This is a genomic window from Cupriavidus sp. SK-4 (assembly GCF_000611125.1).
Taxonomy (GTDB): domain Bacteria; phylum Pseudomonadota; class Gammaproteobacteria; order Burkholderiales; family Burkholderiaceae; genus Cupriavidus; species Cupriavidus necator.
The window spans coordinates 17,706-42,838 of the sequence record NZ_JFJW01000095.1 but is presented as its reverse complement, the minus strand read 5'-3'; the positions used below and the strand labels follow the sequence as shown (position 1 = coordinate 42,838).

The following is a 25,133-nucleotide window of genomic DNA, read 5'->3' as shown; positions in this document are numbered from 1 at the left end:
CCGCGGGGTCGCCCTTTTTACTTATCGAGACAGCGCCCGCTTCAGGCAGTGGCCGGCCTGTGCGCCAGGTGATGGCGCGTCGGCTTCAGGTAGCGGCCCACCGACAGGTCGTCGGCGCGGATCGCCGGCGACGTGCCCGAGACCAGGTCCGAGAGCAGCTTGCCCGAGCCGCAGGCCATGGTCCAGCCGAGCGTGCCGTGGCCGGTGTTCAGCCACAGGCCGCGCACCTGGGTCGGGCCGACGATGGGCGTACCGTCCGGCGTCATCGGGCGCAGGCCGGTCCAGAAAGTGGCGCGGCTGACATCACCGGCGCCCGGGAACAGGTCGGTCACCACATGCTCGAGCGTGCGGCGCTTGGCCGGATCCAGGCTGCGGTCGTAGCCGACGATCTGCGCCATGCCGCCCACCCGGATGCGGTCGTCGAAGCGGGTGATGGCAACCTTGTAGGTTTCGTCCAGCACGGTGGACACCGGACTGCGCGACGGATCGCTCAGCGGCACCGTGATCGAGAAGCCCTTGAGCGGGTACACCGGCAGGTTGGACATGCCACGCAGGAACGGCTTGACCAGTTGCGTCGTCCAGCTGCCCAGCGCCACCACCACCAGGTCGGCGTCCATCGGCTGGCCGTCGACCACGGCGCCAGTGACGGCATCGCCCTGAGTCATCAGGCTGTCGATCGAGCGGTTGTACAGGAACTTCACGCCCAGCATCTGGGCCATGCCTGCGAGCCGTTGCGTAAACAGCGCGCAGTCGCCGGTTTCATCGTTGGGAAGGCGCAGGCCGCCGGCCAGCTTGTGGCGGACGGCGGCCAGCGCCGGTTCGCTCGCGGCGAGTTCGTCGCGCGAAAGCAACTGATAGGGCACGCCGGCTTCTTCCAGCACGGCGATGTCCTTGGCCGCGCCCTGCAACTGCTCGTCGGTGCGGAACACCTGCAGCGTGCCTTGCTGGCGGCCTTCATAAGCGATGCCCGTCTCCGCGCGCAGCGCGCGGATGCAGTCGCGGCTGTATTCGGCCAGCCGCACCATGCGCTCCTTGTTGACGGCGTAGCGTTCGGCGCTGCAGTTCTGCAGCATCTGCCACATCCACTGCAGCTGGAACAGGGTGCCGTCCGGACGGATGCTGAGCGGCGCGTGTTCCTGGAACATCCACTTGATCGCCTTCAGCGGTACGCCCGGCGCCGCCCACGGCGACGCATAGCCGGGCGAGATCTGCCCGGCGTTGGCGAAGCTGGTGCCGAGCGCGGGCCCGGCCTCGCGGTCGACAATGGTCACTTCGTGACCGGCCTTGGCCAGATACCACGCACTGGTGACGCCAATAACGCCACTGCCGAGTACGAGAACGCGCATGTCCGGGGGCTCCAACTGCGATAACAAGTTGATAGAGGATTTATCTCTATACTATTGAATCCAATCCAGTCATTGTTATCGAATTTCTCAGGAAAACAGGAAAAACTCATGAGAACGAGCCGCCAGCCGACCCGCACCCTCGACCGGCTCGACCGCAAGATCCTGATGGCGCTGCAAAGCGACGGCAGGATGTCGATGAAGGACCTGGCCGAGGCGGTCGGGCTGACCATCACGCCCTGCATCGAGCGCGTCAAGCGCCTGGAGCGCGATGGTGTCATCATGGGCTACTACGCGCGGCTGAACCCGGCGCTGCTGGGGAGCGCGCTGCTGGTGTTCGTCGAGATCTCGCTGGGCAACAAGTCGGGCAATATGTTCGAGCAGTTCCGGCGCGAGGTGCTGCGCATCCCGGAAGTGCTGGAATGCCACCTGGTCTCGGGCGATTTCGACTACCTGATCAAGGCACGCATCCGCGAGATCGGCGAATACCGCCGGCTGCTGGGCGATATCCTGCTGCAGCTGCCCGGCGCAGCGCAGTCGAAGAGCTATGTGGTGATGGAAGAGATCAAGGAGACACTGGCGATTTCCGTCGAGGAGAAGAGCCAGTCAGTGTGACCAAGGCCAGCATGGAGCGCCCCCCGCAGAAACCCAAGCCTGCCAGCAGCCGCCCGACGCGGCCCGATGCCGACCCGGACGCGCTCGCGCCGCAGGCAGGCCCGCGGCCGCCGGTGGCGCGCAAGGGCCGGGGCGCCGTGAGCAACCTGCAGGGGCGTTTCGAGCGCGACCAGCGTGAGGCGTTCGACGATGGCTGGGGCAGTGCACCGGAAGACGCACCGCTTACCATCGAGGCCGCACCGTCGCCGGAAGCCGCCCCGCTGCCGCCGCTGCGCACGGAAGTCCATATCGAGCGCGCCCGTTCGGTCCTGACGCGCAATGCATCGCCCGACATCCCGTTCGATGTCTCGCTCAACCCCTACCGCGGTTGCGAGCACGGCTGCATCTACTGCTTCGCCCGCCCGACGCACGCCTACCTGGACCTGTCGCCGGGGCTGGACTTTGAAACGCAGCTTTATGCCAAAACCAATGCCGCGGAGCGGCTGCGCGAGGCGCTGGCACGGCCGTCGTACCGCTGCGAGACCATCGCGCTGGGCGTCAACACCGACGCCTACCAGCCGATCGAGCGCGAACATCGCATCACGCGCGGCCTGCTGGAGGTTCTGAGCGAGTGCGACCACCCGGTGGCGCTGATCACCAAGTCGTCGCTGATCGAGCGCGATATCGACCTGCTCGCGCCGATGGCGGCGAAGCGGCTGGCGGTGGCGGCGGTCACCATCACCACGCTGGACGCCGGCATCGCGCGCACACTGGAGCCGCGCGCGGCGACGCCGTCACGCCGGCTGCGCACCATCCGCACGCTGACCGACGCGGGCATCCCGGTGGGTGTGAGCATCGCCCCGGTGATCCCGTTCATCACCGAACCCGACCTGGAGCGTGTATTGGAAGCGGCGCACAAAGCGGGCGCCGTCTATGCAAACTACATCGTGCTGCGGCTGCCCTGGGAAGTGCGGCCGCTGTTCGAGGAATGGCTGCTGGCGCATTTTCCCGAGCGCGCGGAACGGGTGATGAACCGCGTGCGCGACATGCGCGAGGGCAAAGCCTACGATGCCAGCTTTGCCTCGCGCATGCGCGGTACGGGCGTGTGGGCGGACTTGCTGCGCCAGCGTTTCTACAAGGCCGCCGAACGGCTAGGGTTCCGTTACAACCGGTTCGAGCTGGATGCGTCGCGTTTCCGCCCGCCAGTCAGGGGGCCCCGCGGCAAGGACGATCCGCAGGGTTCGCTGTTCTGAGTCATCTGAGCGCGCTCGGTGGCCAGCTGGTCGCCGATCATGCTGCTGGCGAGTTCCAGCGCGGCCTTCGCGCTCGATGGCGGCAGTCCAGAGGACAGCGCCAGCCTGACAGCGATCGCCGCCAGGCGTCCTTCCTCATAGGTTGGCATGTCGATGCTTGCTCCTTTGCGCGCGGGCGTGGCCCCGCCGCGCGTGACGCCGCCGGAATCGGACGGCTCTACCAGTATGGGCGAATTGGCAGAAAGGGGAGCCGCCGTTTACGCCGGCCTTGATCGTGCGCAAGCGCGCAGCGCGCTCCAGGTACCGGGCCGGTCCCAGTAGGGCGGGTTGCCGAAGCGCCCGGCGAAGAAATCGACGAATGCCCGGGTCTTGGGCGGTACCAGGTGCCGGCTGGGAGACACTGCCCAGATCGGCACTGCTGCCGTGGCCGCTATTGCGACAACGCGCGGGCGGCCTCGACCTGCGATTCGAAGAAGGTCTGGAAACTGATCGCCAGACCGGCCATCAGCAAGCCGGTGCCGATCAGCAGCGACAGGATCACCAGGATCACCACCGGCCAGCCCGAGCGCGTGGGTTTGCCGTGCGGGTTGAAGCGTGCGTCCCATTTGTCGTCCGGGCGCAGCCCGTAGACGATGGCCGCCAGGAAGGCGCTGATGACGGAGGTTCCGCCGGCGACGGCGAAGGTCCAGTTCAGCGCCGGGGTGCCCGCGCCGGTCGCCATCGAGGTCACGCCGATCGCGCCCGCCAGCAGCGCCAGCAGGTGCGCCCAGCCATACGGGTCGCGCAGGCCGCCCAGGTAGAAGCGATGCGCGCCCAGGCTGCCGCACAGGAACGCCAGCGCCACGGTCAGCAGCTTCGATTTGCCGCGGGCGGGCGGCGAGGCGAGCGTGGGGGCAGGGCGGGCTGGCGTGGCTGCAGGCATGGTCGGATATCCGGCGGTTGCGGGCCGGCAATGCACCGGCACGGGAGCGGCGGCACACGGGTACCGGCCGGCCCACATTGTACGCCGGCAGTCAGCGCAAGAAAGGGAAGTGCGTCAGAAGACGCGCAGGACGGCGCTAATGCCAGCCGGACTGCAGGCCGTCCAGGAAGGCCACCGCGTGCTCGCTGATATGGGTTTCGCCGTAGAGGACCAGGGTCAGGATGCCCATGAACAGGATTGACAGCGATAACTGGCCGGCGTGTTCGGCCAGGTCGCTAAGAAGGGATGACATGATAAACCTCACAGAATTATTGTTTTTGTCTTTCTGGAGGCTGCGCCCGGGCCGTCTGGATCGGGTCCGGCAGGAGGTGTCGGGCAGAGGCAGGTCAGTTCGATTGCCGTCTGCACTGGACGGCACGCTGTGAGCCCCGGACAGCGCCGGGCGGCAGCCTGTGCGTGGCACCCGGAAAGCGGGGCACACACTCAAATAGAGACAGGGGGAGCGGGGGAGGAGTTCCGCGAACAGCCGAAAGACAGTTGGGCAGTGCAGCGATGGGCGGGGTTGCGCCGACAGCCGTCAGCAGCGACCTTTATCGGCTATTGTCGCGGCCACGTGCCTGCCAGCCGGGGCCGACGTTGCTGGGCCGGGAGTCGTTGCGGGCTTCATTGGGGTTGTCGCGTTCCTGGCCCCGGCCGCGGTTATCGTCGCGGGCGCCAGCCAGCGCGGCGCGGCGCCCGCTCAGGCGGTCGTCGGCACGGGCGCGTGCCTCCATGCGGTCGATCTGGGCTTGCACGTGCTCGCGGCTCTCGGCGCGCACGCTGGCCATCTGCCAGCCGTCGCGGGGCTGCGGCTGCATCCGTGCGGAGCGGCCATCGGGACGTACTTGTTGCCAGAACGCGACCTGGGCATGGCTGGCGGCAACCGCGCCGACCAGGCCCGAGGCCACCAGGATGCCAGCCACCAGGTCGCGCAGGAGAGAGCGGGTGAGCATGCGGATTCCCAGGTTCCTGACGCGCTGTGTTGCTTTTGGAAGATGGGTTCATGGTACGCATGGGCCATCGGGGCGCCTATGCCAATCCCGTTACCGGTGTAACGGATTGTTTCGGCCACCCAGACCCCCGTTCCGTGGGGTTTTCAGCGGGTTTCAGGGTCGGTAGCGGATGCGGTAAATGGCCCCGGCAAGATCGTCGCTGACCAGCAGCGAACCGTCCGGCGCAACCAGGACGTCGACCGGGCGGCCCCACGGCCTGCCGCCGCGCAGCCAGCCTTGCGCGAACACCTCCTGGTGCACAGCCTTGCCGGCATCGTCCAGCGTCACGCGGACCACGCGGTAGCCGGACGGCTCGCTGCGGTCCCAGCTGCCGTGCTCGGCGATGAAGACGTTGTTGCGGTAGGCCGCCGGGAATTGCGTGCCGGTGTAGAAGCGCATGCCCAGGGCCGCCACGTGCGCGCCCAGGCGGGCGACCGGCGGCACGAACTCGGCGCAGGGGCGCTGGCTGCCGTATTCGGGATCGGCAACCGCGCCGGCATGGCAGTACGGGTAGCCGAAATGCTGGCCGGCGGCGGTGGCGCGGTTGAGCTCGTCGTCGGGCACGTCGTCGCCCATGCGGTCGCGGCCGTTGTCGGTGAACCACAGCTCGCGCGTGGCCGGGTGCCAGTCGAAGCCGACGGTGTTGCGCACGCCGCGTGCCACCACCTGCAGGTCGCTGCCGTCGGGCTTCATCTTCATGATGTTGGCGTAGCGGTTCTCGTCGGGCGCGCAGATATTGCATGGCGCGCCGACCGGCACGTAGAGGTAGCCGTCGGGACCGAAGGCGATGAATTTCCAGCCGTGGTGCCCGTCCGTCGGGAAGCGGTCGCTCACCACCGTTGGTGCCGGCGGCTTGTCGAGGCTGGCCTCGACATGGTCGATCCGCACGATCTTCGACACCGAGGACGCATACAGGCTGCCGTCGTGCAAGGCCACGCCGACCGGCATGCGCAGCCCGGTGGCGACCGTGCGCACGCGCGGCCGGGCCCCCAGCGCGTCGGTCACCGCGTAGACCTTGCCTTCGCTGCGCGAGCCGACGAAGAGCGTGCCCGACGGCGACATCGCCATGGCGCGTGCGCCTGGCACGTCCTGCGTCAGCACCTCGATGCGGAAACCAGGCGGCAGCCGGACCTGGTCCAGCGGCAGGGCGGCCGGTGCGGACCCGGTGCCTGCCAGCAGTACAATGGCGAGCAGGGACGTAGGCCGTACGGTGCGTGCCATGAAGTGCAGAACCGGGCGCATGTCGGGCCTCCTGTCGCGGTTTTTACCACGATGCCTGCGCGGCAGGCGCGCGTCAATCACCTAAGTTCACCTAAGTGTTTGTTTGGCCTCGGTAATTGGGCTATACTCTTGCGTTTCGTGTTCGAACGTCCTCGAACACCCCGTTTTCTGAGGAATCATTCCATGGTCGTTATCCGTCTGGCTCGCGGCGGCAGCAAGAAGCGCCCGTTCTTCAACATCGTCGCCACCGACTCGCGCAACCGTCGCGATGGTCGTTTCATTGAGCGCGTTGGTTTCTACAACCCGCTGGCTACGGAAGGTGAAGAAGGCCTGCGCCTGGCGCAAGACCGCCTGGCCTACTGGCAAGGCGTTGGCGCCCAGCTGTCGCCGACCGTTGCCCGCCTGGTCAAGCAAGGCGCCGCCAAGGCTGCTGCCTGATAGTCGCCTGCAGCGCGCCCCGTCGAACCGTTTTTACGGCCGGCCGGGCGCGTTCTTATTGCACACGTGACTGAACGAAAGCAGGGCGCCGCCCGGCCGCTGAACCGACCGCTGGTTCAGCCCCAGGGCGAGCCGCAAAAGGCTTGCAAACTGCCCGCGGCGCTCCTGTATGCCGACCCCCTGCCGGAAGACCTGGTGGAGGTCGGCTATATTGGCGCTGCCTACGGCATCCGTGGCTGGATCAAGGTCTTGCCGCATGCCGATGATGCTTCGGCCCTGCTGCATGCCCGCCGCTGGTGGTTGCTGGCACCGCCGCAGGCGGGGCTGGTGGCGGCCGATGCGTCGCGTGCCCAGCCCGTCTGCGTAAAGATCGCGCAGTCGCGCGAGCACAGCGGCACCGTCGTGGCGCAAGCGTCCGGCGTGGCCGACCGCAATCTTGCGGAAGCGCTCAAGGGCCGTCGCGTGTGGATCCGGCGTGCGGATTTTCCCGCGCCGGAAGAAGATGAGTTCTACTGGGTCGACCTGATCGGCTGCACCGTCAGCAACGAGCAAGGCGAGTTGCTGGGCGAGGTGTCCGGGCTGATCGACAACGGTGCCCACCAGATCCTGCAGGTGGCCTGCGTGCTCCCTGACGGCAAGGCCGGCGAACGGCTGATCCCGTTTGTCGATGCGTTCCTGCGCTCGGTGGATACCGCGGGCAGGCGCATCGTGGTGGACTGGGGGCTCGACTACTGAGCCTGTGCCCATGCGGTGCAGGATTGGGATTGGGAGAGAGCGGATGCAGTTCGATGTGATCACGCTGTTTCCCGACATGTTTCGCGCGCTGACCGACTGGGGCATTACCAGCCGGGCGGCCAAGCAGCAGCGCTATGGCTTGCGTACCTGGAATCCGCGTGATTTCACGGTCGACAACTACCGCACCATCGATGATCGTCCTTACGGCGGCGGCCCCGGCATGGTGATGCTGGCCAAGCCGCTGGATGACGCGATCGATGCCGCGGTGGCGGCGCAGGCGCAGGCCGGCGTGCCAAAGCCGCATGTGGTGCTGATGTCGCCGCAGGGCAAGACGCTGTCGCATGCCAAGGTGATGGAACTGGCTGAACGGCCAGGCCTGGTCTTGCTGTGCGGCCGGTATGAGGCCATCGACCAGCGGCTGATCGACCGCCGCGTGGACGAAGAAATCAGCCTCGGCGACTTTGTGCTGTCAGGCGGCGAACTGCCGGCGATGGCGCTGATCGACGCGGTGGTGCGGCATCTGCCCGGCGTGCTGGGCGATGCGCAGTCCGCGGTGCAGGACAGTTTCGTCAACGGCCTGCTGGATTGTCCGCACTACACGCGGCCGGAAGAATATGAAGGCGTGCGGGTGCCCGAGATCCTGCTCGGGGGCCATCACGCCGAGATCGAGAAATGGCGGCGCCAGCAGGCGCTGGCCAACACCGCGAGCAAGCGCCCCGACCTGATCGAGGCCGCTCGCGAACAAGGTTTGCTGACCCGCGCCGACGAGAAATTCTTGTCGGAATGGGCGGCGAAGGAAGGGCGGGGGGAAACTCCCGCCAGGTAAAACCCCATCCTCTGCCGGGGCCCGGGCAATGCCTGGGGCATACAACGCCGGCACGATGGTTACGGAGAAAAAACGATGAACATCATCGAGCAGATCGAGAAGGAAGAGATCGCGCGTCTGACCGCGAACAAGACCATCCCCGCATTCGCACCTGGCGACACCGTGATCGTCAACGTGAACGTGGTGGAAGGTACCCGCAAGCGCGTGCAGGCCTATGAAGGTGTGGTGATCGCCAAGCGTAACCGCGGCCTGAACTCGTCCTTTATCGTGCGCAAGATCTCGTCGGGTGAAGGCGTGGAACGTACGTTCCAGCTGTACTCGCCGCTGATCGCCGGCATCGAAGTGAAGCGTCGCGGCGACGTGCGTCGCGCGAAGCTGTACTACCTGCGCCAGCGTTCGGGCAAGTCCGCACGTATCAAGGAAAAGCTGGTGTCGAAGGCTGCTGTCGCTGCCAAGGCTGCGCAGTAAGCTGGGCATGCCGGCCGGGGCAGCCCGGCCAGCGTTTCCTCAGGAAGGGCACCCCAGGGTGCCCTTTTTGCATTGGCGTGGCGCAAACGGTGGAAGCGGCAGGCGCTTTTGCTGCAGCGCCAGAATGCGCGCTTCTGTCATACTTGCGATGTTATGCGTCCTGCCTTCGATCCCGAATCCCTCCCCGTCATCGACACCGACCTGCGCAACGGCGCCCTGAGCGCGCCGCGGCTTGAGGTGGACTTTATCCGGCACCGCTTCCGGGTGCCGCCGGCCTGGGCGCCGGAGCTGACCGATGAATCGCGCGTCTATGACCGCAGCCGCGGGCTGCGCGACGCCGCCGTGCTGGTGCCGCTGGTGGAGCGCCATGACGGCCTGACGGTGCTGCTGACGCAGCGCAATGCCAACCTGAGCGCGCATGGCGGGCAGATCAGCTTCCCGGGCGGGCGGCAGGAGTCATGGGATGTCAACCGGATCGACACGGCGCTGCGCGAGACTGAAGAAGAGGTGGGACTGGCGCGCGACTATGTGGAAGTGCTGGGTGCGCTGCCGGACTACATCACCGGCACCGGTTTCCACGTGAGCCCCGTGGTAGGGCTGGTGCGTGACGGTTTCACGCTGCGCCCGGATGCCTCGGAAGTCGCCGATGTCTTCGAAGTGCCGCTCGCGTTCCTGATGGACCCGTCCCACCATGAACGGCGCCTGTTCCGCTGGGTCGACGGCGAGCGGGTGTTCTACGCCATGCCCTATCCGCGTGAGACCGGCGGCCACCGCTTTATCTGGGGCGCCACCGCGGGCATGCTGCGCAATCTTTACCACCTGCTGGCGGCTTGAGCCGCCGGCTTCTTACGCTGCGGCCTGGTCCTTGCTGCCGATGCAGTGGGGGCAGCTCTTGCCGACCACGTAGTGCGGGCTTTGCTGCTCCTGCGGCGTGACCACCGCGCGGCAGGCAAAGCACTGCTTGGGACCGGCCGGCTCCAGGTTGGGGTTCAGCGCGGTGCGGTAGTCAAAGACGAAGCAGTCGCCGCGATAGTGGCTGCCGCCGACTTCCTCGAAGTACTTCAGGATGCCGCCCTCAAGCTGGTACACGCGCTCGATACCGGCTTCCTGCATATGGATCGCCGCCTTCTCGCAGCGGATGCCGCCGGTGCAGAACGACACCACGGTCTTGCCTTCCAGCTCCGCCTTGTGGGCCGCCACTGCCTCGGGAAATTCGCTGAACTTGGCGATGTCGTATTCGACGGCGTCTTCGAACGTGCCAACCGCGACTTCGAAATCATTGCGCGTGTCCAGCATCACCACCGGGCGGCCTTCGTCGTCGTGCCCCTGGTCCAGCCAGCGCTTCAGGTCGGCCGGCCGCACTGACGGCGCGCGGCCTTCCTCGGGGCGGATCAGCGGCATCTTCATGGTGATGATTTCCTTCTTGGCGCGCACCAGCATGCGCTTGAAGGGCTGGTGTTCCGACGGGCTTTCCTTGGGCGCGATATCGGCAAAGCGCGCATCGGCGTGCAGCCAGGCCATGAAACCGTCGATGGCCGCGCGCGGGCCGGCCAGGAACATATTGATGCCTTCCGGCGCGAGCAGGATCGTGCCCTTCAGGCCGGCCGCTTCGCAGCGCTCGCGCATGGCCGGGCGCAGGGTCTCGATGTCGTCCAGCGAGACGAATTTGTAAGCGGAAATATTGACGATCTGCATGGGAGGCTGCGCGCGTACGGCGGCGCCTGGCAAGGCGCTGACGGCCGGCAATAACTGCCTGATTGGAAAGGCGAAATTATACCGCGCACGGCGCTTGCCGAGGCGCAATCCCCAGCGCGCCATTCAGCTTTGCGATGATCCCGCGGGGCGCTGGCTGCACGCAATATTGGAGGCATGCCAGCGGGCTGAGCCGGTACAATGTCGCCCATGTCCGCACCCCGCTTCGTACACCTCCGCCTGCATTCCGAATACTCCATCGTGGACGGCATCGTCCGCCTGGAAGACGCCGTCAAGGCCGCTGCCGCCGATGGCATGGGCGCGCTCGCCCTGACGGACCTCGCCAACGCCTTCGGGCTGATCCGTTACTACAAGGAGGCGCGCGGCGGCGGCGTGAAGCCGGTGGTCGGTGCCGACGTCTGGCTCACCAACGCCGAGGACCGCGACAAGCCGTCGCGCCTGCTGCTGCTGGTGCAGGACCGCCGCGGCTACCTGAACCTGTGCATGCTGTTGTCGCGCGCATGGCTGGGCAACCAGCACCGCGGCCGCGCCGAGATCGATCCGGCCTGGTTCCTGGAACCCGGCGAGGACGACCTGCCGCTGGCCACCGGCCTGATCGCCCTGTCGGGCGCAATGGGTGGCGATATCGGCATGGCGCTGGCCAACGGCAATGCCGACGGTGCGCGCCGCGCGGCACAGCATTGGTCCACGGTATTCGCGCAGCGCTTCTACATCGAACTGCAGCGCGCCGGCAATGCCGGCACCGATGCCTACGTGCAGCAGGCCGTGCAGCTCGCGGCGGAACTGCAACTGCCGGTGGTGGCCACGCATCCGGTGCAGTTCATGACGCCGGACGACTACACCGCGCACGAGGCGCGCGTGTGCATCGCCGAGGGCGAGCTGCTGGCCAATCCGCGCCGAACCCGGCGCTTTACCACCGACCAGTACTTCAAGACCCAGGATGAGATGTGCGCGCTGTTCGCGGACATTCCCTCGGCACTGGAGAACGCGGTCGAGATCGCGCGCCGCTGCAACCTGACGCTTGAGCTGGGCAAGCCGCGCCTGCCGCTGTTCCCGACGCCCGACGGCATGTCGCTGGACGACTACCTCGTCTACATGGCCAAGGACGGGCTGGAGAAGCGCCTGGCGGTGCTGTTCCCCGACGAGGCGGTGCGCGAATCGAAGCGCCCGGAATACTACGCACGGCTGGAGTTCGAGACCGGCACCATCATCAAGATGGGCTTCCCCGGCTACTTCCTGATCGTGGCGGACTTTATCAACTGGGCCAAGAACAACGGCGTGCCGGTGGGTCCGGGCCGGGGCTCGGGTGCCGGTTCGCTGGTGGCCTATGCGCTCGGCATTACCGACCTGGATCCGCTCAAGTACGCGCTGCTGTTCGAGCGTTTCCTGAACCCGGAACGGGTCTCGATGCCTGACTTCGACATCGACTTCTGCCAGCACGGCCGCGATCGCGTGATCACGTACGTGAAGGAGAAGTACGGCAAGGACGCGGTATCGCAGATCGCCACCTTCGGCACCATGGCGGCCAAGGCCGCGGTGCGCGACGTGGGTCGCGTGCTCGACCTCGGCTACGGTTTTGTCGACGGTATCGCCAAGCTGATCCCGTTCAAGCCGGGCAAGCTGGTCACCATCGAAGAGGCCAAGAAGGAAGAGCCGCTGCTGACCGAGCGCGAGAACAACGAGGAAGAAGTGCGCCAGCTGCTGGAACTGGCGCAGCGCGTCGAAGGCATGACCCGCAACGTCGGCATGCACGCCGGCGGCGTGCTGATCGCGCCCGGCAGGCTGACCGACTTTTGCCCGCTGTACACGCAGGGCGCGCAGAACGACGGCATGAGCGGCGTGGTCAGCCAGTACGACAAGGACGACGTCGAGGCCGCGGGCCTGGTCAAGTTCGACTTTCTGGGCCTGACCACGCTGACCATCCTGGACTGGGCCGAGCGCTATATCCGCCGCCTGGACCCCAGCAAGGCCGACTGGAACTGCAGCCATATCCCGCTCGACGACAGTCCCGCCTTCGACATCCTGAAGACTGCCAACACCGTCGCTGTGTTCCAGCTGGAAAGCCGCGGCATGCAGGGCATGCTGAAGGACGCCAAGCCTGACCGCTTCGAGGACATCATCGCGCTGGTGGCGCTCTACCGCCCCGGCCCAATGGACCTGATCCCCAGCTTCTGCGCGCGCAAGCACGGCCGCGAAAGGGTGGAGTATCCCGATCCGCGCGTCGAGCCTGTCCTGAAAGAGACCTACGGCATCATGGTCTACCAGGAGCAGGTGATGCAGATGGCGCAGATCATCGGCGGCTACTCGCTTGGCGGCGCCGACCTGCTGCGCCGCGCCATGGGCAAGAAGAAGCCCGAGGAAATGGCGCAGCACCGCGTGATGTTCCGCGAAGGTGCCGACAAGAATGGTCTCTCCGCGCAGCAGGCCGACGATATCTTCGACTTGATGGAGAAGTTCGCGGGCTACGGCTTCAACAAGTCGCACGCGGCCGCGTACGCGCTGCTGGCGTACTACACCGCGTGGCTCAAGGCCCACCATCCGGCCGAATTCATGGCAGCCAACATGTCGCTGGCCATGGATGACACCGACAAGGTCAAGATCCTCTACGAGGACTGCAAGCTCAACAAGCTCGCGGTGCTGCCGCCTGACGTCAACGCCAGCGAATACCGCTTCGCGCCGACCGACCCCAAGACCATCCGCTACGGGTTGGGTGGCATCAAGGGCAGCGGCCAGGGCGCGATCGAAGACATCCTGCGCGCGCGCGAGGAGCGGCCCTTCGCCGATCTGTTCGACTTCTGCGAGCGCGTCGACCGCCGCCAGGTCAACCGTCGCACCATCGAGGCCCTGATCCGCGCCGGCGCCTTCGACAGCCTGAACGACAACCGCGCCCAGCTGCTGGCATCGGTGCCGATCGCGATGGAGGCCGCCGAGCAGAAGGCCGAGTCCGCCAACCAGGTGTCGCTGTTCGACCTGATGGGCGATGCCGGCGAAGCGCACCGCCCCGAGCTGCTCGACGAACCGCGCTGGAGCCCCAAGCGCACGCTGCAGGAAGAGAAGCAGGCGCTCGGCTACTACTTCTCCGGCCACCTGTTCGACGCCTACCGCGACGAGGTGCGCCGCTTCAACAAGGGCACGCTGGCCGCGCTGGAAAAGGAAGTGCAGGGCAACGGCGGCGGCTTCGGCCGCGACGTGCGCGGCAAGACCATCGCCGGCGTGATCTCAGGCATCCGCACGCAGATGACCCAGCGCGGCAAGATGCTGATCGTGACGCTGGACGACGGCACCGGGCTGGTCGAGATGACGGTGTTCAACGAGCTGTTCGACGCCAATCGGCACATGTTCGGCGAGGACGAGCTGCTGATCGCCACGGGGAATGCGCGGCACGATACGTTTACCGGCGGGGTCAGGTTTACGGCGGAGTCCGTGATGGACCTGGTGGCCGCACGCGTCAAGTTTGCCAGCGCCGTGCGGTTGTCGATGAATGGGAATTCGTCGACCGGGATCTTGCGTGAACTGCTGATGCCGCACCTGGCCCGCGCCAGCGGTGCGCAGGGGCTGCCGGTGCGCATCCATTACCAGTCGGCGGCGGCTTCGTGCGAGGCCATGCTCGGAGCGGACTGGAAGGTGGTGCCCTCCGACGAGGCGCTGACCGCGTTGCGGCTGGCACTGTCGCCGGACGGCGTCAGCACCCTCTACGAATAAGCCAACGGCAGCGGCGGTCTCAGGCCGCCTGCCGGGCGGCACGCGCGCTGGCCGCCAGCGCTAGCAGCGCGTCGACGTGGGCCTCGATGCCCGGATCGTAGTTGAGCATCGCCATCGGATCCGCCAGCCGGCCCTGGCCGCTGCGTGCTGCGTCGACCGCGGCGCGAATCGCGCGGTCGAGGGTCTCGGCGCGATCGCGTGCGAAGGCATGCACCGCCTGCGTCCGGATCACCTCCAGGCAGGCAATATTGTCGGCAAAGACCAGCGGCGTGCCGCACAACACCGATTCCACGCCGACCAGTCCGAACGGTTCATAGCCCGAAGCCAGGATGGTGAAGTCCGCGGCGCGGTAGAGCGCGTCGATGCGGCTGCTGTAGCCCAGTTCCCGTACCCGCGGGATGGTGCGCCCGACCGGACGGCCGGCCACGGCAAGCGTGATCGGCAGGTCCGATTTAGAGAAATAGTCGGCAAGCAGGTCGAAACCCTTGCGGGCATGGCCCGAAGACGGGAACAGGAACACGACCTCATCGTCACCGAAACCGAACTCACGGCGCAACGCGGTGCGCGCGTCGGCGTCCACCGGCGTGAAGCGCTGCGTGTCGACCGGCGGATAGATCAGTTCCACGCGATCCGGCGGCATCCCGTACAGCTCGATCACCTCGCGGCGCATCAGCGCCGAATGCGCCACCACGCGGTGCGCGCCAGCATACTGCGCACTCTCCAGTTCGATCTGCCATTGGTCCGAGCGGCGCGCTGGCGTGCCGCGTGCGGCGAGATAGCCGCGATGGGTGCCGCCGCAGATGGCGATATCGGAGCCGCGCACGCGGTTGCAGCCGATCAGCACTTCGTCCGCGGGACGGCGCGCTTGCAGCCGCCACGAGAAGTAGCGGTCGCGCAGCTTGCCGGGCAGCCACGACACCACGATCCGGTGCGGGGCAATGCCGGCCGCCTGCGCCACGCCGGCGTCGAAGCGGCGCGCGTAGACCGATACCTCGGTGCCGGCGCGGCCTGCCATTGCCCGGCTGATGTCGAGCGCATAGCGTTCCAGGCCGCCGCCAGCGCCGAATCGATTGCAGGAGATGCCAACTTTCATCGATGCATGGAATAAGGGGAGAGGGGCGGCCGGCCGCCTCAACGGGTGACCTCAGGGGCTGCTGCCTTGAGATCGGCGTCGGCCTGCAACTGCGCCAGCTTGGCGTACTTGTAGTAGCTTGCCTGTGCGTTCATCAGCGCCACGCCGAAGCCTGCACTGCCGTCCAGGAAGCCGCGCTTGAGTAGGTAGGTCCGGATGAAGGCCCACAGGCCGTGGCCCGCGGCGGACGCCACCGAACTACGCTTGCCCCGCGCGTAGGCCTGCTGCGCGCCTGCGCTGGAGTAGCTGTCGATCTTGCGCAGCACGTCCGACAGTGTGCGGTAGCTGTAATGGATCAGCGGCTCGCGCAGATGGGTGACCGGGTCGTCCACCTTCAGGTGTTCGTGGACCAGGTCATCCGTGAAGCGGCCGCGGCCCTTGCGGAAGACGCGGGTCACATAGTCCGGATACCAGCCTGCGTGGCGCACGAAGGTGCCGCAGAACGCTGACAGGCGCGGCAGCGCAAGCGCGTGAGCGTCGGCGCGCTCAAGCTGGCCCAGGATCTCGTCGCGCAGCGCGGGCGTGACACGTTCATCGGCATCGAGACTCAGGATCCAGTCGCCGGTGGCGGCGTCAACCGCGCGGTTCTTCTGCGGGCCGAACCCAGGCCAGTCCTCAGTCTGGATGACAGTGGCGCCAGCGGCACGCGCAATCGCCACCGTGTCATCCGTGCTGGCCCAATCCACTATAATCGCCTCTTCGCACCAGGACACGCTTTCGAGGCATGGCCCGATATTGTGAGCTTCATTCCTGGTAATGATGACGGCCGAGACTCTCATGGAACATAGGGGAGGCACGCAGGTCGGACAAGACCGACGGGCCGCCGGAGTCGCCCACGGCGCCAGGCGCTGGATCGAGACCGCGTATTCTACCGCACTGGCGCATGACGCCCTTCGCGCACCCTGATGCCCCCGAGTCGGCTAGCGGGCCGTTTCCTGATTCTCAAATTGATGATACGAGCACAATTGTCCCGTTCTGCCGGGATGGAAGAAGTCTTCCTTCTGCCTGCGCGTGCAGCACTGGTCTCTCTCTTGCCGGCTGCAATCCGGGCAAGACCTGACCCACAGGCGCTGGCCGCATGATCAGCGCCTACGTCATCAATCTCGACACCGCGCGGGAGCGCCGGGAGCGCATTTCCGGCCAGCTGGCCGGCCTTGGCATCCCGTTCCAGGTGTTCCGGGCCGTGGATGGCCGCGTGCTGGCGCAGGAGGAACTGGCCAGCAAGTACGATGCCGCCGCCGCCGCCGCGCGCTACCGGCCCATGAGCCGGGGTGAGGTCGGGTGCGGGTTGAGCCACCTCGGTGTGTACCGCCAGATGCTGGACGACGGCGCCGCCTTTGCGCTGGTGCTGGAAGACGATGCTTCGCCTGGCCCCGACCTGGCAACCGTGCTGGCCGACCTGGAGTCGCGCCTGGATCCGGACCGGGCCGAGGTAGTGCTGCTGTCCCATGTCGACAAGTACACCCGCTGGGGTGCCCGCAGGCTCGGCGGCGAACGACGCCTGGTCAGGCGCTATGGCGAATGGTGGCGCGCGCACGGCTACGTGGTGACGCGCGCCGCAGCGCAGCGGCTGCTGGCGGGCTTGCAGCCGATGTGGTGCGCGGCCGACTACTGGTCGGCCTTCGAAAAGCAGGGCCTGGTGTCGGTCAGTGCGGTGGTGCCATATTGCATCGGCCTGACCGAGCTGGCCGAGACCTCGTCGCTCGAAACGCATCGCGCCGACCTGGACGCCACCGACAAGGCTCAGCGCAGCATCGGCTATTATCTGCGCCGCTACGTCTATCAGCGCTTCCTGTTCCAGCTCATCGTCAGGCCCTTCCTTCGGGTAGCCCGGCAGAAGCGGCCGGGCTAGCGCCGGGCCGGCACGCCGCCTCCACACACAAGAAATATCAGTGACCACATCCAAACCGCCCATTTCGCCAGGTGCCGCCGTGCCGTCCAGCATGGCCAGCCGGCTCTGGTCTTACCTGCGCCCTGAACTGCGCATCTTCATCGGCGCCATCCTTGCCATGGCGGTCGTGGCGGGCAGCGAAGGGGTGATTCCCAAGGTCGTCAATGATTTGCTCGACAAGGGTTTCGGCGGCGACTACGCCGGCACGCTGTGGCATGTCCCCGCCATCCTGACCGGCGTGGCCCTGATCCGCGGCGTGGCGCAGTTTGCCTCGGGCTACCTGCTGAACCTGATCTCGAACCGCGTGCTGCTGAAGATGCGGCTGCAGATGTTCGAGCGCCTGCTGCAGGCGCCGGCGTCGTTCTTCCACCGCAACACGGCGGCTTCGCTGATCAATGCCGTGATCTTCGAGGTCAACCAGGTGCTGCAGATCCTGACCAGCGTCTTTATCACGCTGGTGCGGGACTCGCTGACGGTTGTCGCGCTGCTGATCTACCTGTTCTATACCAACTGGCGCCTGACGCTGATCGTGGCGGTGATCCTGCCGGTGATCGGCTACCTGATGTCGAAGATCAACCGCCGGCTGCGCAAGCTCAACCGCGATCACCAGTCCTTTACCAACAACGCTGCCTATGTCGTGGAAGAGGCCGTGGGCGGCTACAAGGTGGTCAAGCTGCACGGCGGCGAAGCCTACGAGATGGGCCGCTTCCGCACCGTGGCCGAGCGGCTCAAGAACTACTCGATGCGCATGGCGGTTGCCGGCGGGCTGACCCAGCCGGTCACGGCCTTCCTGGCCGCGCTGGCGCTGTCGGTGATCATCACCATTGCGATGGTGCAGGCGCAGGCGAACCAGACCACGGTGGGCGGTTTTACCGGCTTTGTGATGGCGATGCTGCTGCTGATCTCGCCGCTCAAGCACCTGACCGACATCAACCAGCCGCTGACGCGCGGCCTCACCGCAGCCGAGATGATCTTCCGGCTGATCGATGAACCGATCGAGCCGCAGGACGGTGGCAAGATGCTGGGTCGTGCCCGTGGCGAGCTGGCCTTCGAGCAAGTCGGCTTCCGCTACGGTGAAGCATCGCGCGCCGCGCTGGAGGGCATCGACCTGCGCGTCAGCCCAGGCGAGGTGGTGGCGCTGGTGGGCCCGTCGGGCAGCGGCAAGACCACGCTGGTCAACCTGGTGCCGCGCTTCTTCGACCCCACTGGCGGGCGCATCCTGCTGGACGGCACGCCGCTGACCGAGTTGTCGCTGAAGGACCTGCGCAACCAGATTGCCTTTGTCAGCCAGGACGTGGTGCTGTTCAACGACACCGTCGCCGCCAATGTGGCATATGGCGCGCAATCCGACAGCGAGATCGACATGGCCCGCGTTGAGCGCGCGCTGGCGGCCGCCTACCTGACGGAAACGGTCAAGGGGCTGCCGGAGGGCCTGAACACCAATATCGGCGACAACGGCATGAAGCTGTCCGGTGGCCAGCGCCAGCGGCTGGCGATTGCCCGGGCGCTGTACAAGGACGCACCAATCCTGATCCTGGACGAGGCGACTTCGGCACTGGATTCGGAGTCGGAGCGCCAGGTGCAGGCGGCGCTGGAGGAACTGATGAGGGGCCGGACCACGCTGGTGATTGCGCACCGCTTGTCCACCATCGAGAACGCCGACCGCATCGCCGTGCTGGACCACGGCCGCGTGGCGGAGCAGGGCACGCACGCGCAGCTGCTGGCGGCCAACGGCCTGTACGCCGGGCTGCACCGGATCCAGTTCGCGACGCAGCAAGGGTAACGGACCTACCAACGACAAAGGCCGGCGCTTGCGCCGGCCTTTGTCGTTTCCTTCGTGCTCAGCTTGGCGAGGTGACGGGCGGCTGCACGCCCAGCACTTCATCGATGGCAGCCAGCACCTGGTCCCGCCGCGGCACCACGCCGCCGCCGCCCAGCGAGACCGCGCGGCCCGGCGCATCGACGCCGTACAGGTGGCGCGACGTGGTCGTGAACAGGATCACGGTCGGGCGGCGCAGCGCATCGGCGATATGCACGAAGCCGGTGTCCATGCCAACCACCAGCGATGCCTTGCCTACCATCTGCGCCACGCCGGTGATGCTCAGGCGCGGCATCACTTCGGCGTTGGGCACGCTGGCGGCGATGGTTTCGGCTTCCTTGCGCTCCGCGTCGTTGCCCCAGGGCACCAGCACGCGCAGCCCGCGCGCCGAGATCGCGCTGCCCACGCTGATCCAGTCGGCGACCGGCCACTTCTTTTCCTCGCTCGAGGTGGCATGGAACAGCATCGCGTACGGACCCTTGGCGGCCGGCGCCGGCGTGTCTGCGGGCATCTCCAGGCCGTAGTTCATCTCTTTGGTCAGCTCATAGCCCAAGGCGCGGCTGACGGCGCGGCGCATCCGCTGCCGCGCGCAATCTTCTTCGACAAATGGCTGGAACACATGGTTGTAGGCGAAGCGGGCGCCGCTCTCGCCCAACTCTGCCACGGGGTAGCCATAGCGATTGCGGGTGCGTGCCAGGAACGTCACGATGGCGCTCTTGTAGACGCCGTGGACGTCCAGCACCGCATCGTACTTCTCGCGGCGCAGTTCACGCAGCGCACTGAAGATCGCACGCAAGCCAGCCCAGTTGCGTGCCTTCTTGAAGCCGCGCAGCGGCGCGGAAATCACACGCTCGATATTCGGATTCCAGCGCGGCACGTCGGCGCAATATGAGTCAGCGATCCAGTCGATCTTGACGCCGGGAAAGGCCCGCTGCAGGTCTGCGACCAGCGGCTGGGTGAACACCATGTCGCCGAGGGAGGTCAGCTTGACGATGAGAATACGTTTCATCAGGAACAGTAGGGCGGGCAGTGTGCCCGCCTGGTTCGGAAGGTGCGTAGTATGCCTGAGAACCATCGGACATGGTCCGTGCGATGCATGGGCGACATGGCGCCCGCAACGCCCATGCCGATCCGTTAGTATCTGCATCAGAAGCTCACGATCGATGACGCATATCCAACAGGAGACCACCATGTCCGACACGGCATTCCCCATCAGCCGCTACCCCATCCCCGCGCTGACCGACCTCCCCGACGACATCCGCGCCCGCATCCTGGAAGTCCAGGAAAAAGCCGGCTTCGTCCCCAACGTCTTCCTGGCGCTGGCGCACCGCCCCGACGAGTTCCGCGCGTTCTTCGCCTACCACGACGCGCTGATGCTCAAGGAGGGCGGCCTGACCAAGGGCGAGCGCGAGATGATCGTGGTGGCGACTTCCGGTGCCAACCAGTGCCTGTACTGCGTGGTGGCGCATGGCGCGATCCTGCGCATCTATGAGAAGAAGCCGCTGGTGGCGGACCAGGTGGCGGTGAATTACCTGAAGGCGGATATTCCGCCGCGCCAGCGCGCGATGCTCGACTTTGCGATGAAGGTGTGCAAGGCGTCGCATGAAGTGGGCGATGCCGACTTTGCCGCGCTGCGCGAGCACGGTTTTTCCGAGGAGGATGCCTGGGATATTGCCGCGATCACGGCGTTCTTCGGCCTGTCGAACCGGATGGCCAATACCGTCAGCATGCGCCCGAACGACGAGTTCTACCTGATGGGCCGGGTGCCGAAAGCGAAGTAACGCCGCAGCGGCTCAGCGCACCTCGGCGCAGGCCCCGCTCTTGGGGTCGAACAGCACCGGCCACGCCTGCTCGTAGATGCCGGGCGTGCAGTGCTTCTCGCAGCGGTTATGGGCCAGCGTCACGCGGCGTGGGTCCTGCCACACCAGCAGCTTGCACTGGCTGCCGTCGATGGCCTGCAGTTCGATGTGCGGGGTCTCGCGGACCTGCCGGAACTCGGCCAGGTTGAATTCGCAACTGCCGCGCCGCGATACCCACAGCTTCCACTTGAGCGCACGCACCTCGTTGGCCCTGACGTCCATCAGCGCGTCTTCGCGGAAGCCGTCTTCCTCGGTGCGCTTGCAGGCGGCGGCAATGTTGATGGTCTTGTTTGCGATCGGGGTGGCGCGCTCCTTGGGCGCGGCGGGCGCTTCGCCCTTCGCCTCGGGTGGCGGTACGGGGGCGCGCTTGGCGATCGGCAATGGCAATGGCGCGCACGCCACCGACAACAGGAGGGCCAGCAGACAGGCCCCATGGTTCGTGGCGTTCATGCCGGACTCCTTGCTTGCCGACCGGGCCGCGCCTCGCATCGGGGCGGCAAGCCGGGCGCGGCATCCGTGCGGATGCCGCTGACTACCTTGGCTTAGTTATAGCGGATGGCAAACGGAATTGGGGTAGGACCATCCCCGAGTCCGTAAGGTGGCGGACGCAAGCGGACAGGCGCAGGCGCTGCAACGTGGTTACGTTCGTAAACAGCCTGATACACAGATGCGGGATGCGGCGTGCTAGCCTTCCTCAACCATCGCTCGCCGCCCCCACAATGAAGCCCCGCACCCTTGTTGCCCTCGTTGTATTGCCCGTGCTCCTTGGCACCATTTCCGCCGCCGCCCATGCCGACGACGACTGGGACGATGACGATCACCGCTACGCGCGCCGGTACAAGGGCGGCGACTACAAGGAAGAGTTCTGGGTCGGCAATTGCAAGATCAAGCGCAAGTGGAAAGACAATGGCGAGTACAAGGAAGAGCGCAAGTGCAAGGACCGGCCGGTCATGTACCAGCCGCCGCCGGCTGTGTATTACCAGCCCGAACCCGCCTTCGTGGTGAGCCCGCAAGTCGTGATCCGGCCCTAGTGTCTTGTTCCGGCCAGAATGCAGAAAGGCCCGCCAGTGAGCGGGCCTTTCCATGCCTGCGCCGGCATCTTCACATCAGGATGATGTCGTACTGCTCCTGGTGGAACGTCGATTCCACCTGCAGCGAAATCGGCTTGCCGATGAAGTCGCCAAGCATCGCCAGATGCTGGCTTTCTTCTTCCAGGAACAGGTCGATCACTTCCTGCGAGGCCAGGATGCGGAATTCGCGCGGGTTGAACTGGCGCGACTCGCGCATGATCTCGCGCAGGATGTCGTAGCAGGCCGTGCGCGGCGTCTTGACCTGGCCCTTGCCCTGGCACACCGGGCATTGTTCGCACAGCACATGCGCCAGCGACTCGCGCGTGCGCTTGCGCGTCATCTCGACCAGGCCCAGCTGCGAGAAGCTGTTGACCGTGATGCGGGTGCGGTCGCGTGCGAGCGCTCGCTTCAGCTCGGACAGCACCGCGTCGCGGTGCTCGACGTTCTCCATATCGATGAAGTCGATGATGATGATGCCGCCGAGGTTGCGCAGGCGCAGCTGCCGCGCGATGGTGTGGGCCGCCTCCAGGTTGGTCTTGAAGATGGTGTCGTCGAAGTTGCGCGCGCCCACGTAGCCGCCGGTGTTGACGTCGATGGTCGTCATCGCCTCGGTCTGGTCGATCATCAGGTAGCCGCCCGACTTCAGGTCCACCCGGCGCGACAGCGCCTTCTCGATCTCGGCGTCGATATTGAACAGGTCGAAGATCGGGCGCTCGCCGGTGTAGTGCGACAGCCGCGGCAGCACCGCCGGGGTGTATTCCTTGGCGAACTCCAGCAGCATCTGGTAGTTCTCCCGCGAGTCGATCTGGATCACGCCGGTGGCGTCGTTGATAAAGTCGCGCAGCACGCGCTGGGCCAGGTTCAGGTCCTGGTAGAGCAGGTTGGGCGCGGGCAGGGTGGTGGCGTTCTGGCGGATCGCGCCCCAGATCTTGCGCAGGTAGGCAATATCGTTGCCGAGTTCTTCGTCGGTCGCTTCCTCGGCGATGGTGCGCACGATAAAGCCGCCGCGCTCGTCGTCGGGCACCAGGCCCTGCACGCGGCTGCGCAGCGCCTCGCGGTCCACTTCACCCTCGATGCGCTGCGAGATGCCGATATGCGGATCCTGCGGCAGGTACACCAGGGTGCGCCCGGCGATGCTCACCTGGGTGGACAACCGCGCGCCCTTGGTGCCGATCGGGTCCTTGATCACCTGCACCATCAGCGCCTGGCCTTCGAACAGGGTCTTCTCGATGGCCAGCTGCGGGGTGGAATTGTTGCGGTCGGCATCGCGCGGATGCCAGATGTCGGCCACGTGCAGGAAGGCGGCGCGTTCCAGGCCGATGTCGATAAAGGCCGATTGCATGCCGGGCAGCACGCGTACCACCTTGCCCAGGTAGATATTGCCGACCAGCCCGCGGGTCAGCGTGCGTTCGACATGCAGTTCCTGCACGGCGGCCTGCTGCACGATGGCGACGCGGGTCTCTTGGGGCGTGATGTTGACGAGGATGTCTTCAGTCATAGCGGGTGAAACGCGTCGCCGGTGGCCCGGCTGTATAGGGTGGCCCGGCGCGGGGGCCGGGTCTTGTCTGGGCACGGAGGGCGCGGCTCAGAACTGCAGATGGGCCTGGCGAAGTAACGCCGCCGTCTCAAACAAGGGTAAGCCCATGATACCTGAATAGCTGCCCGCGATCCGCTCGACGAACTCCGCCGCGCGGCCCTGGATGCCGTAGGCACCGGCCTTGCCGAGCGGCTCGCCGCTGGCGACGTAGCGCTCGATCTCGGCGGGCTGCATCGGGCGGAAGGTGACTTCTGAGATCGACAGCGCATGCCGCATGCCCGTGGTCGACACGATCGTCACGGCGGTCAGGACGCGGTGGGTGCTGCCCGAGAGCGCGCCCAGCATGGCCGCGGCATCGGCGCCGTCAGCGGGTTTGCCCAGGATGCGGCCGCCCAGGCAGACCGTGGTGTCGGAGGTCAGCACCGGCGCATCGGGCAGCGCGCGGCGTTCGCGGCGGCGCAGCGCGGCTTCGGCCTTCAGCGCGCAGACGCGCTGGACGTAGTCGTCGGGGGTCTCGCCGGGCTGGACCGCCTCGAGCGCTTCGGCATCCTCGTCGTCATCGGCCAGCAGCAGTTCGTAGCGCACGCCGAGCTGGGTCAGCAGCTCGCGGCGGCGCGGGCTCTGCGAGGCGAGGTAAAGATAGTCGTGCAAGGTGTCGGGCATCGCGGCGGAGGGGCCTTCCGGCGACAGCCGGGATCAGGCCCGATGATAGGGGTGGTTCTGTGTGACGGACCAGGCGCGGTACAGCTGCTCGGCCAGCAGCACTCGCACCATGCCGTGCGGCAGGGTCAGGCTGGACAGCCGGATCAGGGTGCTGGCGCGGGCTTTCAGGGCCGGGTCGAGCCCGTCGGCGCCGCCGATCAGGAAGGCCACGTCGCCGCCCTCGCGCTGCCAGTCGGTCAGCTGCGCGGCCAGTTGCACGGTGGTGAAGTCGCGCCCGCGCTCATCCAGCGCGACGATGCGGCACTGTTTCGACAGCGAGCCCAGCACCGCCTCGATGCGCGCGGCTTCGCGCTGCATCACGGTGGCGGCGTTGTTGCTGGACGAGCGGGCTTCGGGCTTGACCTCGCGCAGTTCGATGCGCAGCTCGGGCGGCATGCGCTTGGCGTACTCGCTGAAGCCGGTTTCGATCCAGCCGGGCATCTTGTGGCCGACGGCCACGATCACCAGTTGCATGGGGCAGGGGACGGGTCATGCTGCGCGGCCGCCGGGCGGCCGCGCGCCGGGACTCAGGCCGAGCGGGTGGTGCGCTTGCGCGCGGCCGGCTTGGCTGCTGCGGTCTTGCTGGCAGCGGTCTTGCTCGGGGCCTTCTTGACCGCGGTCTTGGTTGCAGTCTTGCGCGCGGTGGTGCCAGCAGCGGTCTTGCGCGGCGCAGCGGCGCGGGTGCCGGCGGTCTTGGTGGCTGCCGTCTTGGTGGCGGTCTTGCGGGCCGGCTTGCGGATGGTGGCGATGGCGTCGGCGTCGGTGTCCTCATGGCCCATCGGCGGCGACGGCTCCTTCATGCCTTCGGGCAGGCGGGCCAGGGCGGGGCGCAGGTTGCTGGCGCGGCGCACGGTGCGCACCGGAGCTTCGTCCTCGT

25 protein-coding genes and 1 pseudogene are annotated in these 25,133 nt (G+C 66.7%); 12 read left to right on the top strand and 14 right to left on the bottom strand.

Annotation, left to right across the window (positions count from 1 at the left end; all coding sequences use genetic code 11):
- Positions 1-41 precede the first annotated feature (41 nt).
- On the bottom strand, positions 42-1,346 hold the full coding sequence (locus CF68_RS20525; RefSeq protein ID WP_035822298.1) for a D-amino acid dehydrogenase: 1,305 nt from the start codon (positions 1,344-1,346) through the stop codon (positions 42-44).
- 108 nt (positions 1,347-1,454) lie between these two features.
- Between CF68_RS20525 and CF68_RS20520 the strand changes: the two genes are divergently transcribed.
- Entirely contained in the window at positions 1,455-1,958 is a 504-nt protein-coding gene (locus tag CF68_RS20520; protein WP_035822295.1) for an Lrp/AsnC ligand binding domain-containing protein, read from the top strand.
- An 11-nt stretch (positions 1,959-1,969) separates the two neighbouring features.
- The gene (locus CF68_RS20515; protein ID WP_235205839.1) at positions 1,970-3,190 is read left to right on the top strand and encodes a PA0069 family radical SAM protein; all 1,221 of its coding nucleotides are present in this window, start codon (positions 1,970-1,972) and stop codon (positions 3,188-3,190) included.
- A 430-nt stretch (positions 3,191-3,620) separates the two neighbouring features.
- Here the strand turns inward: CF68_RS20515 and CF68_RS20510 are convergent, their stop codons facing one another.
- The 4 genes from CF68_RS20510 to CF68_RS20500 form a co-directional block, all read right to left on the bottom strand.
- A complete protein-coding gene (locus tag CF68_RS20510) occupies positions 3,621-4,112 on the bottom strand; it encodes an NINE protein (protein ID WP_035822293.1) in 492 nt (163 codons plus the stop codon).
- Between the two features lie 136 nt (positions 4,113-4,248).
- Positions 4,249-4,404, bottom strand: a complete 156-nt coding sequence (locus tag CF68_RS37755; protein WP_013955876.1) for a hypothetical protein — start codon at positions 4,402-4,404, stop codon at positions 4,249-4,251.
- Between the two features lie 298 nt (positions 4,405-4,702).
- Positions 4,703-5,104, bottom strand: a complete 402-nt coding sequence (locus CF68_RS20505; RefSeq protein ID WP_035822290.1) for a hypothetical protein — start codon at positions 5,102-5,104, stop codon at positions 4,703-4,705.
- Between the two features lie 153 nt (positions 5,105-5,257).
- Positions 5,258-6,385: a sorbosone dehydrogenase family protein gene (locus CF68_RS20500; protein ID WP_035822288.1), complete on the bottom strand. Its 1,128-nt coding sequence runs from the start codon at positions 6,383-6,385 to the stop codon at positions 5,258-5,260.
- 162 nt (positions 6,386-6,547) lie between these two features.
- Between CF68_RS20500 and rpsP the strand changes: the two genes are divergently transcribed.
- From rpsP to CF68_RS20475, 5 genes are all read left to right on the top strand, one after another.
- A complete protein-coding gene (gene rpsP / locus CF68_RS20495) occupies positions 6,548-6,802 on the top strand; it encodes a 30S ribosomal protein S16 (protein ID WP_010812927.1) in 255 nt (84 codons plus the stop codon).
- 111 nt (positions 6,803-6,913) lie between these two features.
- Complete coding sequence (gene rimM / locus CF68_RS20490; RefSeq protein ID WP_051591612.1) at positions 6,914-7,537, top strand: ribosome maturation factor RimM; 624 nt, start codon at positions 6,914-6,916, stop codon at positions 7,535-7,537.
- A 43-nt stretch (positions 7,538-7,580) separates the two neighbouring features.
- Positions 7,581-8,363, top strand: a complete 783-nt coding sequence (gene trmD, locus CF68_RS20485) for a tRNA (guanosine(37)-N1)-methyltransferase TrmD (RefSeq protein ID WP_035822286.1) — start codon at positions 7,581-7,583, stop codon at positions 8,361-8,363.
- A gap of 75 nt (positions 8,364-8,438) precedes the next feature.
- Entirely contained in the window at positions 8,439-8,831 is a 393-nt protein-coding gene (gene rplS / locus CF68_RS20480; protein ID WP_013955882.1) for a 50S ribosomal protein L19, read from the top strand.
- A gap of 153 nt (positions 8,832-8,984) precedes the next feature.
- Positions 8,985-9,665: a CoA pyrophosphatase gene (locus CF68_RS20475; protein ID WP_035822284.1), complete on the top strand. Its 681-nt coding sequence runs from the start codon at positions 8,985-8,987 to the stop codon at positions 9,663-9,665.
- 12 nt (positions 9,666-9,677) lie between these two features.
- Here CF68_RS20475 and CF68_RS20470 read toward each other — a convergent pair whose 3' ends face one another.
- Positions 9,678-10,526, bottom strand: a complete 849-nt coding sequence (locus tag CF68_RS20470; RefSeq protein ID WP_035822281.1) for a sulfurtransferase — start codon at positions 10,524-10,526, stop codon at positions 9,678-9,680.
- Between the two features lie 207 nt (positions 10,527-10,733).
- Between CF68_RS20470 and dnaE the strand changes: the two genes are divergently transcribed.
- Positions 10,734-14,246: a DNA polymerase III subunit alpha gene (dnaE, locus tag CF68_RS20465; protein WP_035822430.1), complete on the top strand. Its 3,513-nt coding sequence runs from the start codon at positions 10,734-10,736 to the stop codon at positions 14,244-14,246.
- A 19-nt stretch (positions 14,247-14,265) separates the two neighbouring features.
- Here the strand turns inward: dnaE and CF68_RS20460 are convergent, their stop codons facing one another.
- Together CF68_RS20460 and CF68_RS20455 are read right to left on the bottom strand one after the other, a co-directional pair.
- Positions 14,266-15,339 carry a glycosyltransferase family 4 protein gene (locus tag CF68_RS20460; protein WP_035822279.1) on the bottom strand — a complete coding sequence of 358 codons (1,074 nt, stop codon included), beginning with the start codon at positions 15,337-15,339 and terminating at the stop codon, positions 14,266-14,268.
- A 38-nt stretch (positions 15,340-15,377) separates the two neighbouring features.
- Positions 15,378-16,157 (bottom strand): glycosyltransferase family 2 protein, encoded by a 780-nt coding sequence (locus CF68_RS20455; RefSeq protein WP_035822276.1) that lies wholly within the window; start codon positions 16,155-16,157, stop codon positions 15,378-15,380.
- Between the two features lie 299 nt (positions 16,158-16,456).
- On the opposite strand from CF68_RS20455, the gene CF68_RS20450 reads away from it, so the two are divergent.
- Both CF68_RS20450 and msbA read left to right on the top strand, forming a co-directional pair.
- Positions 16,457-17,230, top strand: coding sequence for a glycosyltransferase family 25 protein (locus CF68_RS20450; protein ID WP_035822274.1), 774 nt, complete (start codon positions 16,457-16,459; stop codon positions 17,228-17,230).
- 91 nt (positions 17,231-17,321) lie between these two features.
- Positions 17,322-19,052 carry a lipid A export permease/ATP-binding protein MsbA gene (gene msbA, locus CF68_RS20445; protein ID WP_200872576.1) on the top strand — a complete coding sequence of 577 codons (1,731 nt, stop codon included), beginning with the start codon at positions 17,322-17,324 and terminating at the stop codon, positions 19,050-19,052.
- A 58-nt stretch (positions 19,053-19,110) separates the two neighbouring features.
- Here the strand turns inward: msbA and waaC are convergent, their stop codons facing one another.
- A complete protein-coding gene (gene waaC, locus CF68_RS20440) occupies positions 19,111-20,097 on the bottom strand; it encodes a lipopolysaccharide heptosyltransferase I (RefSeq protein ID WP_035822269.1) in 987 nt (328 codons plus the stop codon).
- A 181-nt stretch (positions 20,098-20,278) separates the two neighbouring features.
- Between waaC and CF68_RS20435 the strand changes: the two genes are divergently transcribed.
- Positions 20,279-20,869: a peroxidase-related enzyme gene (locus CF68_RS20435; protein ID WP_035822428.1), complete on the top strand. Its 591-nt coding sequence runs from the start codon at positions 20,279-20,281 to the stop codon at positions 20,867-20,869.
- 12 nt (positions 20,870-20,881) lie between these two features.
- On the opposite strand, the gene CF68_RS20430 is transcribed toward CF68_RS20435, so the two are convergent.
- Complete coding sequence (locus CF68_RS20430; RefSeq protein ID WP_035822267.1) at positions 20,882-21,397, bottom strand: hypothetical protein; 516 nt, start codon at positions 21,395-21,397, stop codon at positions 20,882-20,884.
- Positions 21,398-21,666: 269 nt separating this feature from the next.
- Here CF68_RS20430 and CF68_RS20425 point away from each other — a divergent pair, with 269 nt between their 5' ends.
- On the top strand, positions 21,667-21,978 hold the full coding sequence (locus CF68_RS20425) for a hypothetical protein (RefSeq protein ID WP_035822265.1): 312 nt from the start codon (positions 21,667-21,669) through the stop codon (positions 21,976-21,978).
- 70 nt (positions 21,979-22,048) lie between these two features.
- Here the strand turns inward: CF68_RS20425 and rng are convergent, their stop codons facing one another.
- The 4 genes and pseudogenes from rng to CF68_RS38535 form a co-directional block, all read right to left on the bottom strand.
- Positions 22,049-23,515, bottom strand: a complete 1,467-nt coding sequence (gene rng, locus CF68_RS20420) for a ribonuclease G (RefSeq protein WP_035822263.1) — start codon at positions 23,513-23,515, stop codon at positions 22,049-22,051.
- An 87-nt stretch (positions 23,516-23,602) separates the two neighbouring features.
- Positions 23,603-24,217 (bottom strand): nucleoside triphosphate pyrophosphatase, encoded by a 615-nt coding sequence (locus tag CF68_RS20415; RefSeq protein WP_035822261.1) that lies wholly within the window; start codon positions 24,215-24,217, stop codon positions 23,603-23,605.
- A gap of 33 nt (positions 24,218-24,250) precedes the next feature.
- Entirely contained in the window at positions 24,251-24,730 is a 480-nt protein-coding gene (gene rlmH, locus CF68_RS20410; protein WP_035822259.1) for a 23S rRNA (pseudouridine(1915)-N(3))-methyltransferase RlmH, read from the bottom strand.
- A 53-nt stretch (positions 24,731-24,783) separates the two neighbouring features.
- Positions 24,784-25,133 (bottom strand): annotated as a pseudogene (locus CF68_RS38535) (ribosome silencing factor); the annotation flags it as partial.

Excerpts from the sequence above, each read along its gene's own strand:
- msbA (WP_200872576.1), top strand. The coding sequence starts at position 17,322 with ATGGCCAGCCGGCTCTGGTCTTACCTGCGCCCTGAACTGCGCATCTTC.
- CF68_RS20460 (WP_035822279.1), bottom strand. The coding sequence starts at position 15,339 with ATGAAAGTTGGCATCTCCTGCAATCGATTCGGCGCTGGCGGCGGCCTG.
- rng (WP_035822263.1), bottom strand. The coding sequence starts at position 23,515 with ATGACTGAAGACATCCTCGTCAACATCACGCCCCAAGAGACCCGCGTC.
- waaC (WP_035822269.1), bottom strand. The coding sequence starts at position 20,097 with ATGAAACGTATTCTCATCGTCAAGCTGACCTCCCTCGGCGACATGGTG.
- CF68_RS20425 (WP_035822265.1), top strand. The coding sequence starts at position 21,667 with ATGAAGCCCCGCACCCTTGTTGCCCTCGTTGTATTGCCCGTGCTCCTT.
- trmD (WP_035822286.1), top strand. The coding sequence starts at position 7,581 with ATGCAGTTCGATGTGATCACGCTGTTTCCCGACATGTTTCGCGCGCTG.
- CF68_RS20475 (WP_035822284.1), top strand. The coding sequence starts at position 8,985 with ATGCGTCCTGCCTTCGATCCCGAATCCCTCCCCGTCATCGACACCGAC.
- CF68_RS20415 (WP_035822261.1), bottom strand. The coding sequence starts at position 24,217 with ATGCCCGACACCTTGCACGACTATCTTTACCTCGCCTCGCAGAGCCCG.
- rpsP (WP_010812927.1), top strand. The coding sequence starts at position 6,548 with ATGGTCGTTATCCGTCTGGCTCGCGGCGGCAGCAAGAAGCGCCCGTTC.
- CF68_RS37755 (WP_013955876.1), bottom strand. The coding sequence starts at position 4,404 with ATGTCATCCCTTCTTAGCGACCTGGCCGAACACGCCGGCCAGTTATCG.
- CF68_RS20500 (WP_035822288.1), bottom strand. The coding sequence starts at position 6,385 with ATGCGCCCGGTTCTGCACTTCATGGCACGCACCGTACGGCCTACGTCC.
- rlmH (WP_035822259.1), bottom strand. The coding sequence starts at position 24,730 with ATGCAACTGGTGATCGTGGCCGTCGGCCACAAGATGCCCGGCTGGATC.
- CF68_RS20520 (WP_035822295.1), top strand. The coding sequence starts at position 1,455 with ATGAGAACGAGCCGCCAGCCGACCCGCACCCTCGACCGGCTCGACCGC.
- CF68_RS20430 (WP_035822267.1), bottom strand. The coding sequence starts at position 21,397 with ATGAACGCCACGAACCATGGGGCCTGTCTGCTGGCCCTCCTGTTGTCG.
- CF68_RS20515 (WP_235205839.1), top strand. The coding sequence starts at position 1,970 with ATGGAGCGCCCCCCGCAGAAACCCAAGCCTGCCAGCAGCCGCCCGACG.
- CF68_RS20455 (WP_035822276.1), bottom strand. The coding sequence starts at position 16,157 with ATGAGAGTCTCGGCCGTCATCATTACCAGGAATGAAGCTCACAATATC.
- dnaE (WP_035822430.1), top strand. The coding sequence starts at position 10,734 with ATGTCCGCACCCCGCTTCGTACACCTCCGCCTGCATTCCGAATACTCC.
- CF68_RS20470 (WP_035822281.1), bottom strand. The coding sequence starts at position 10,526 with ATGCAGATCGTCAATATTTCCGCTTACAAATTCGTCTCGCTGGACGAC.
- CF68_RS20450 (WP_035822274.1), top strand. The coding sequence starts at position 16,457 with ATGATCAGCGCCTACGTCATCAATCTCGACACCGCGCGGGAGCGCCGG.
- CF68_RS20505 (WP_035822290.1), bottom strand. The coding sequence starts at position 5,104 with ATGCTCACCCGCTCTCTCCTGCGCGACCTGGTGGCTGGCATCCTGGTG.
- CF68_RS20435 (WP_035822428.1), top strand. The coding sequence starts at position 20,279 with ATGTCCGACACGGCATTCCCCATCAGCCGCTACCCCATCCCCGCGCTG.
- CF68_RS20525 (WP_035822298.1), bottom strand. The coding sequence starts at position 1,346 with ATGCGCGTTCTCGTACTCGGCAGTGGCGTTATTGGCGTCACCAGTGCG.
- rplS (WP_013955882.1), top strand. The coding sequence starts at position 8,439 with ATGAACATCATCGAGCAGATCGAGAAGGAAGAGATCGCGCGTCTGACC.
- CF68_RS20510 (WP_035822293.1), bottom strand. The coding sequence starts at position 4,112 with ATGCCTGCAGCCACGCCAGCCCGCCCTGCCCCCACGCTCGCCTCGCCG.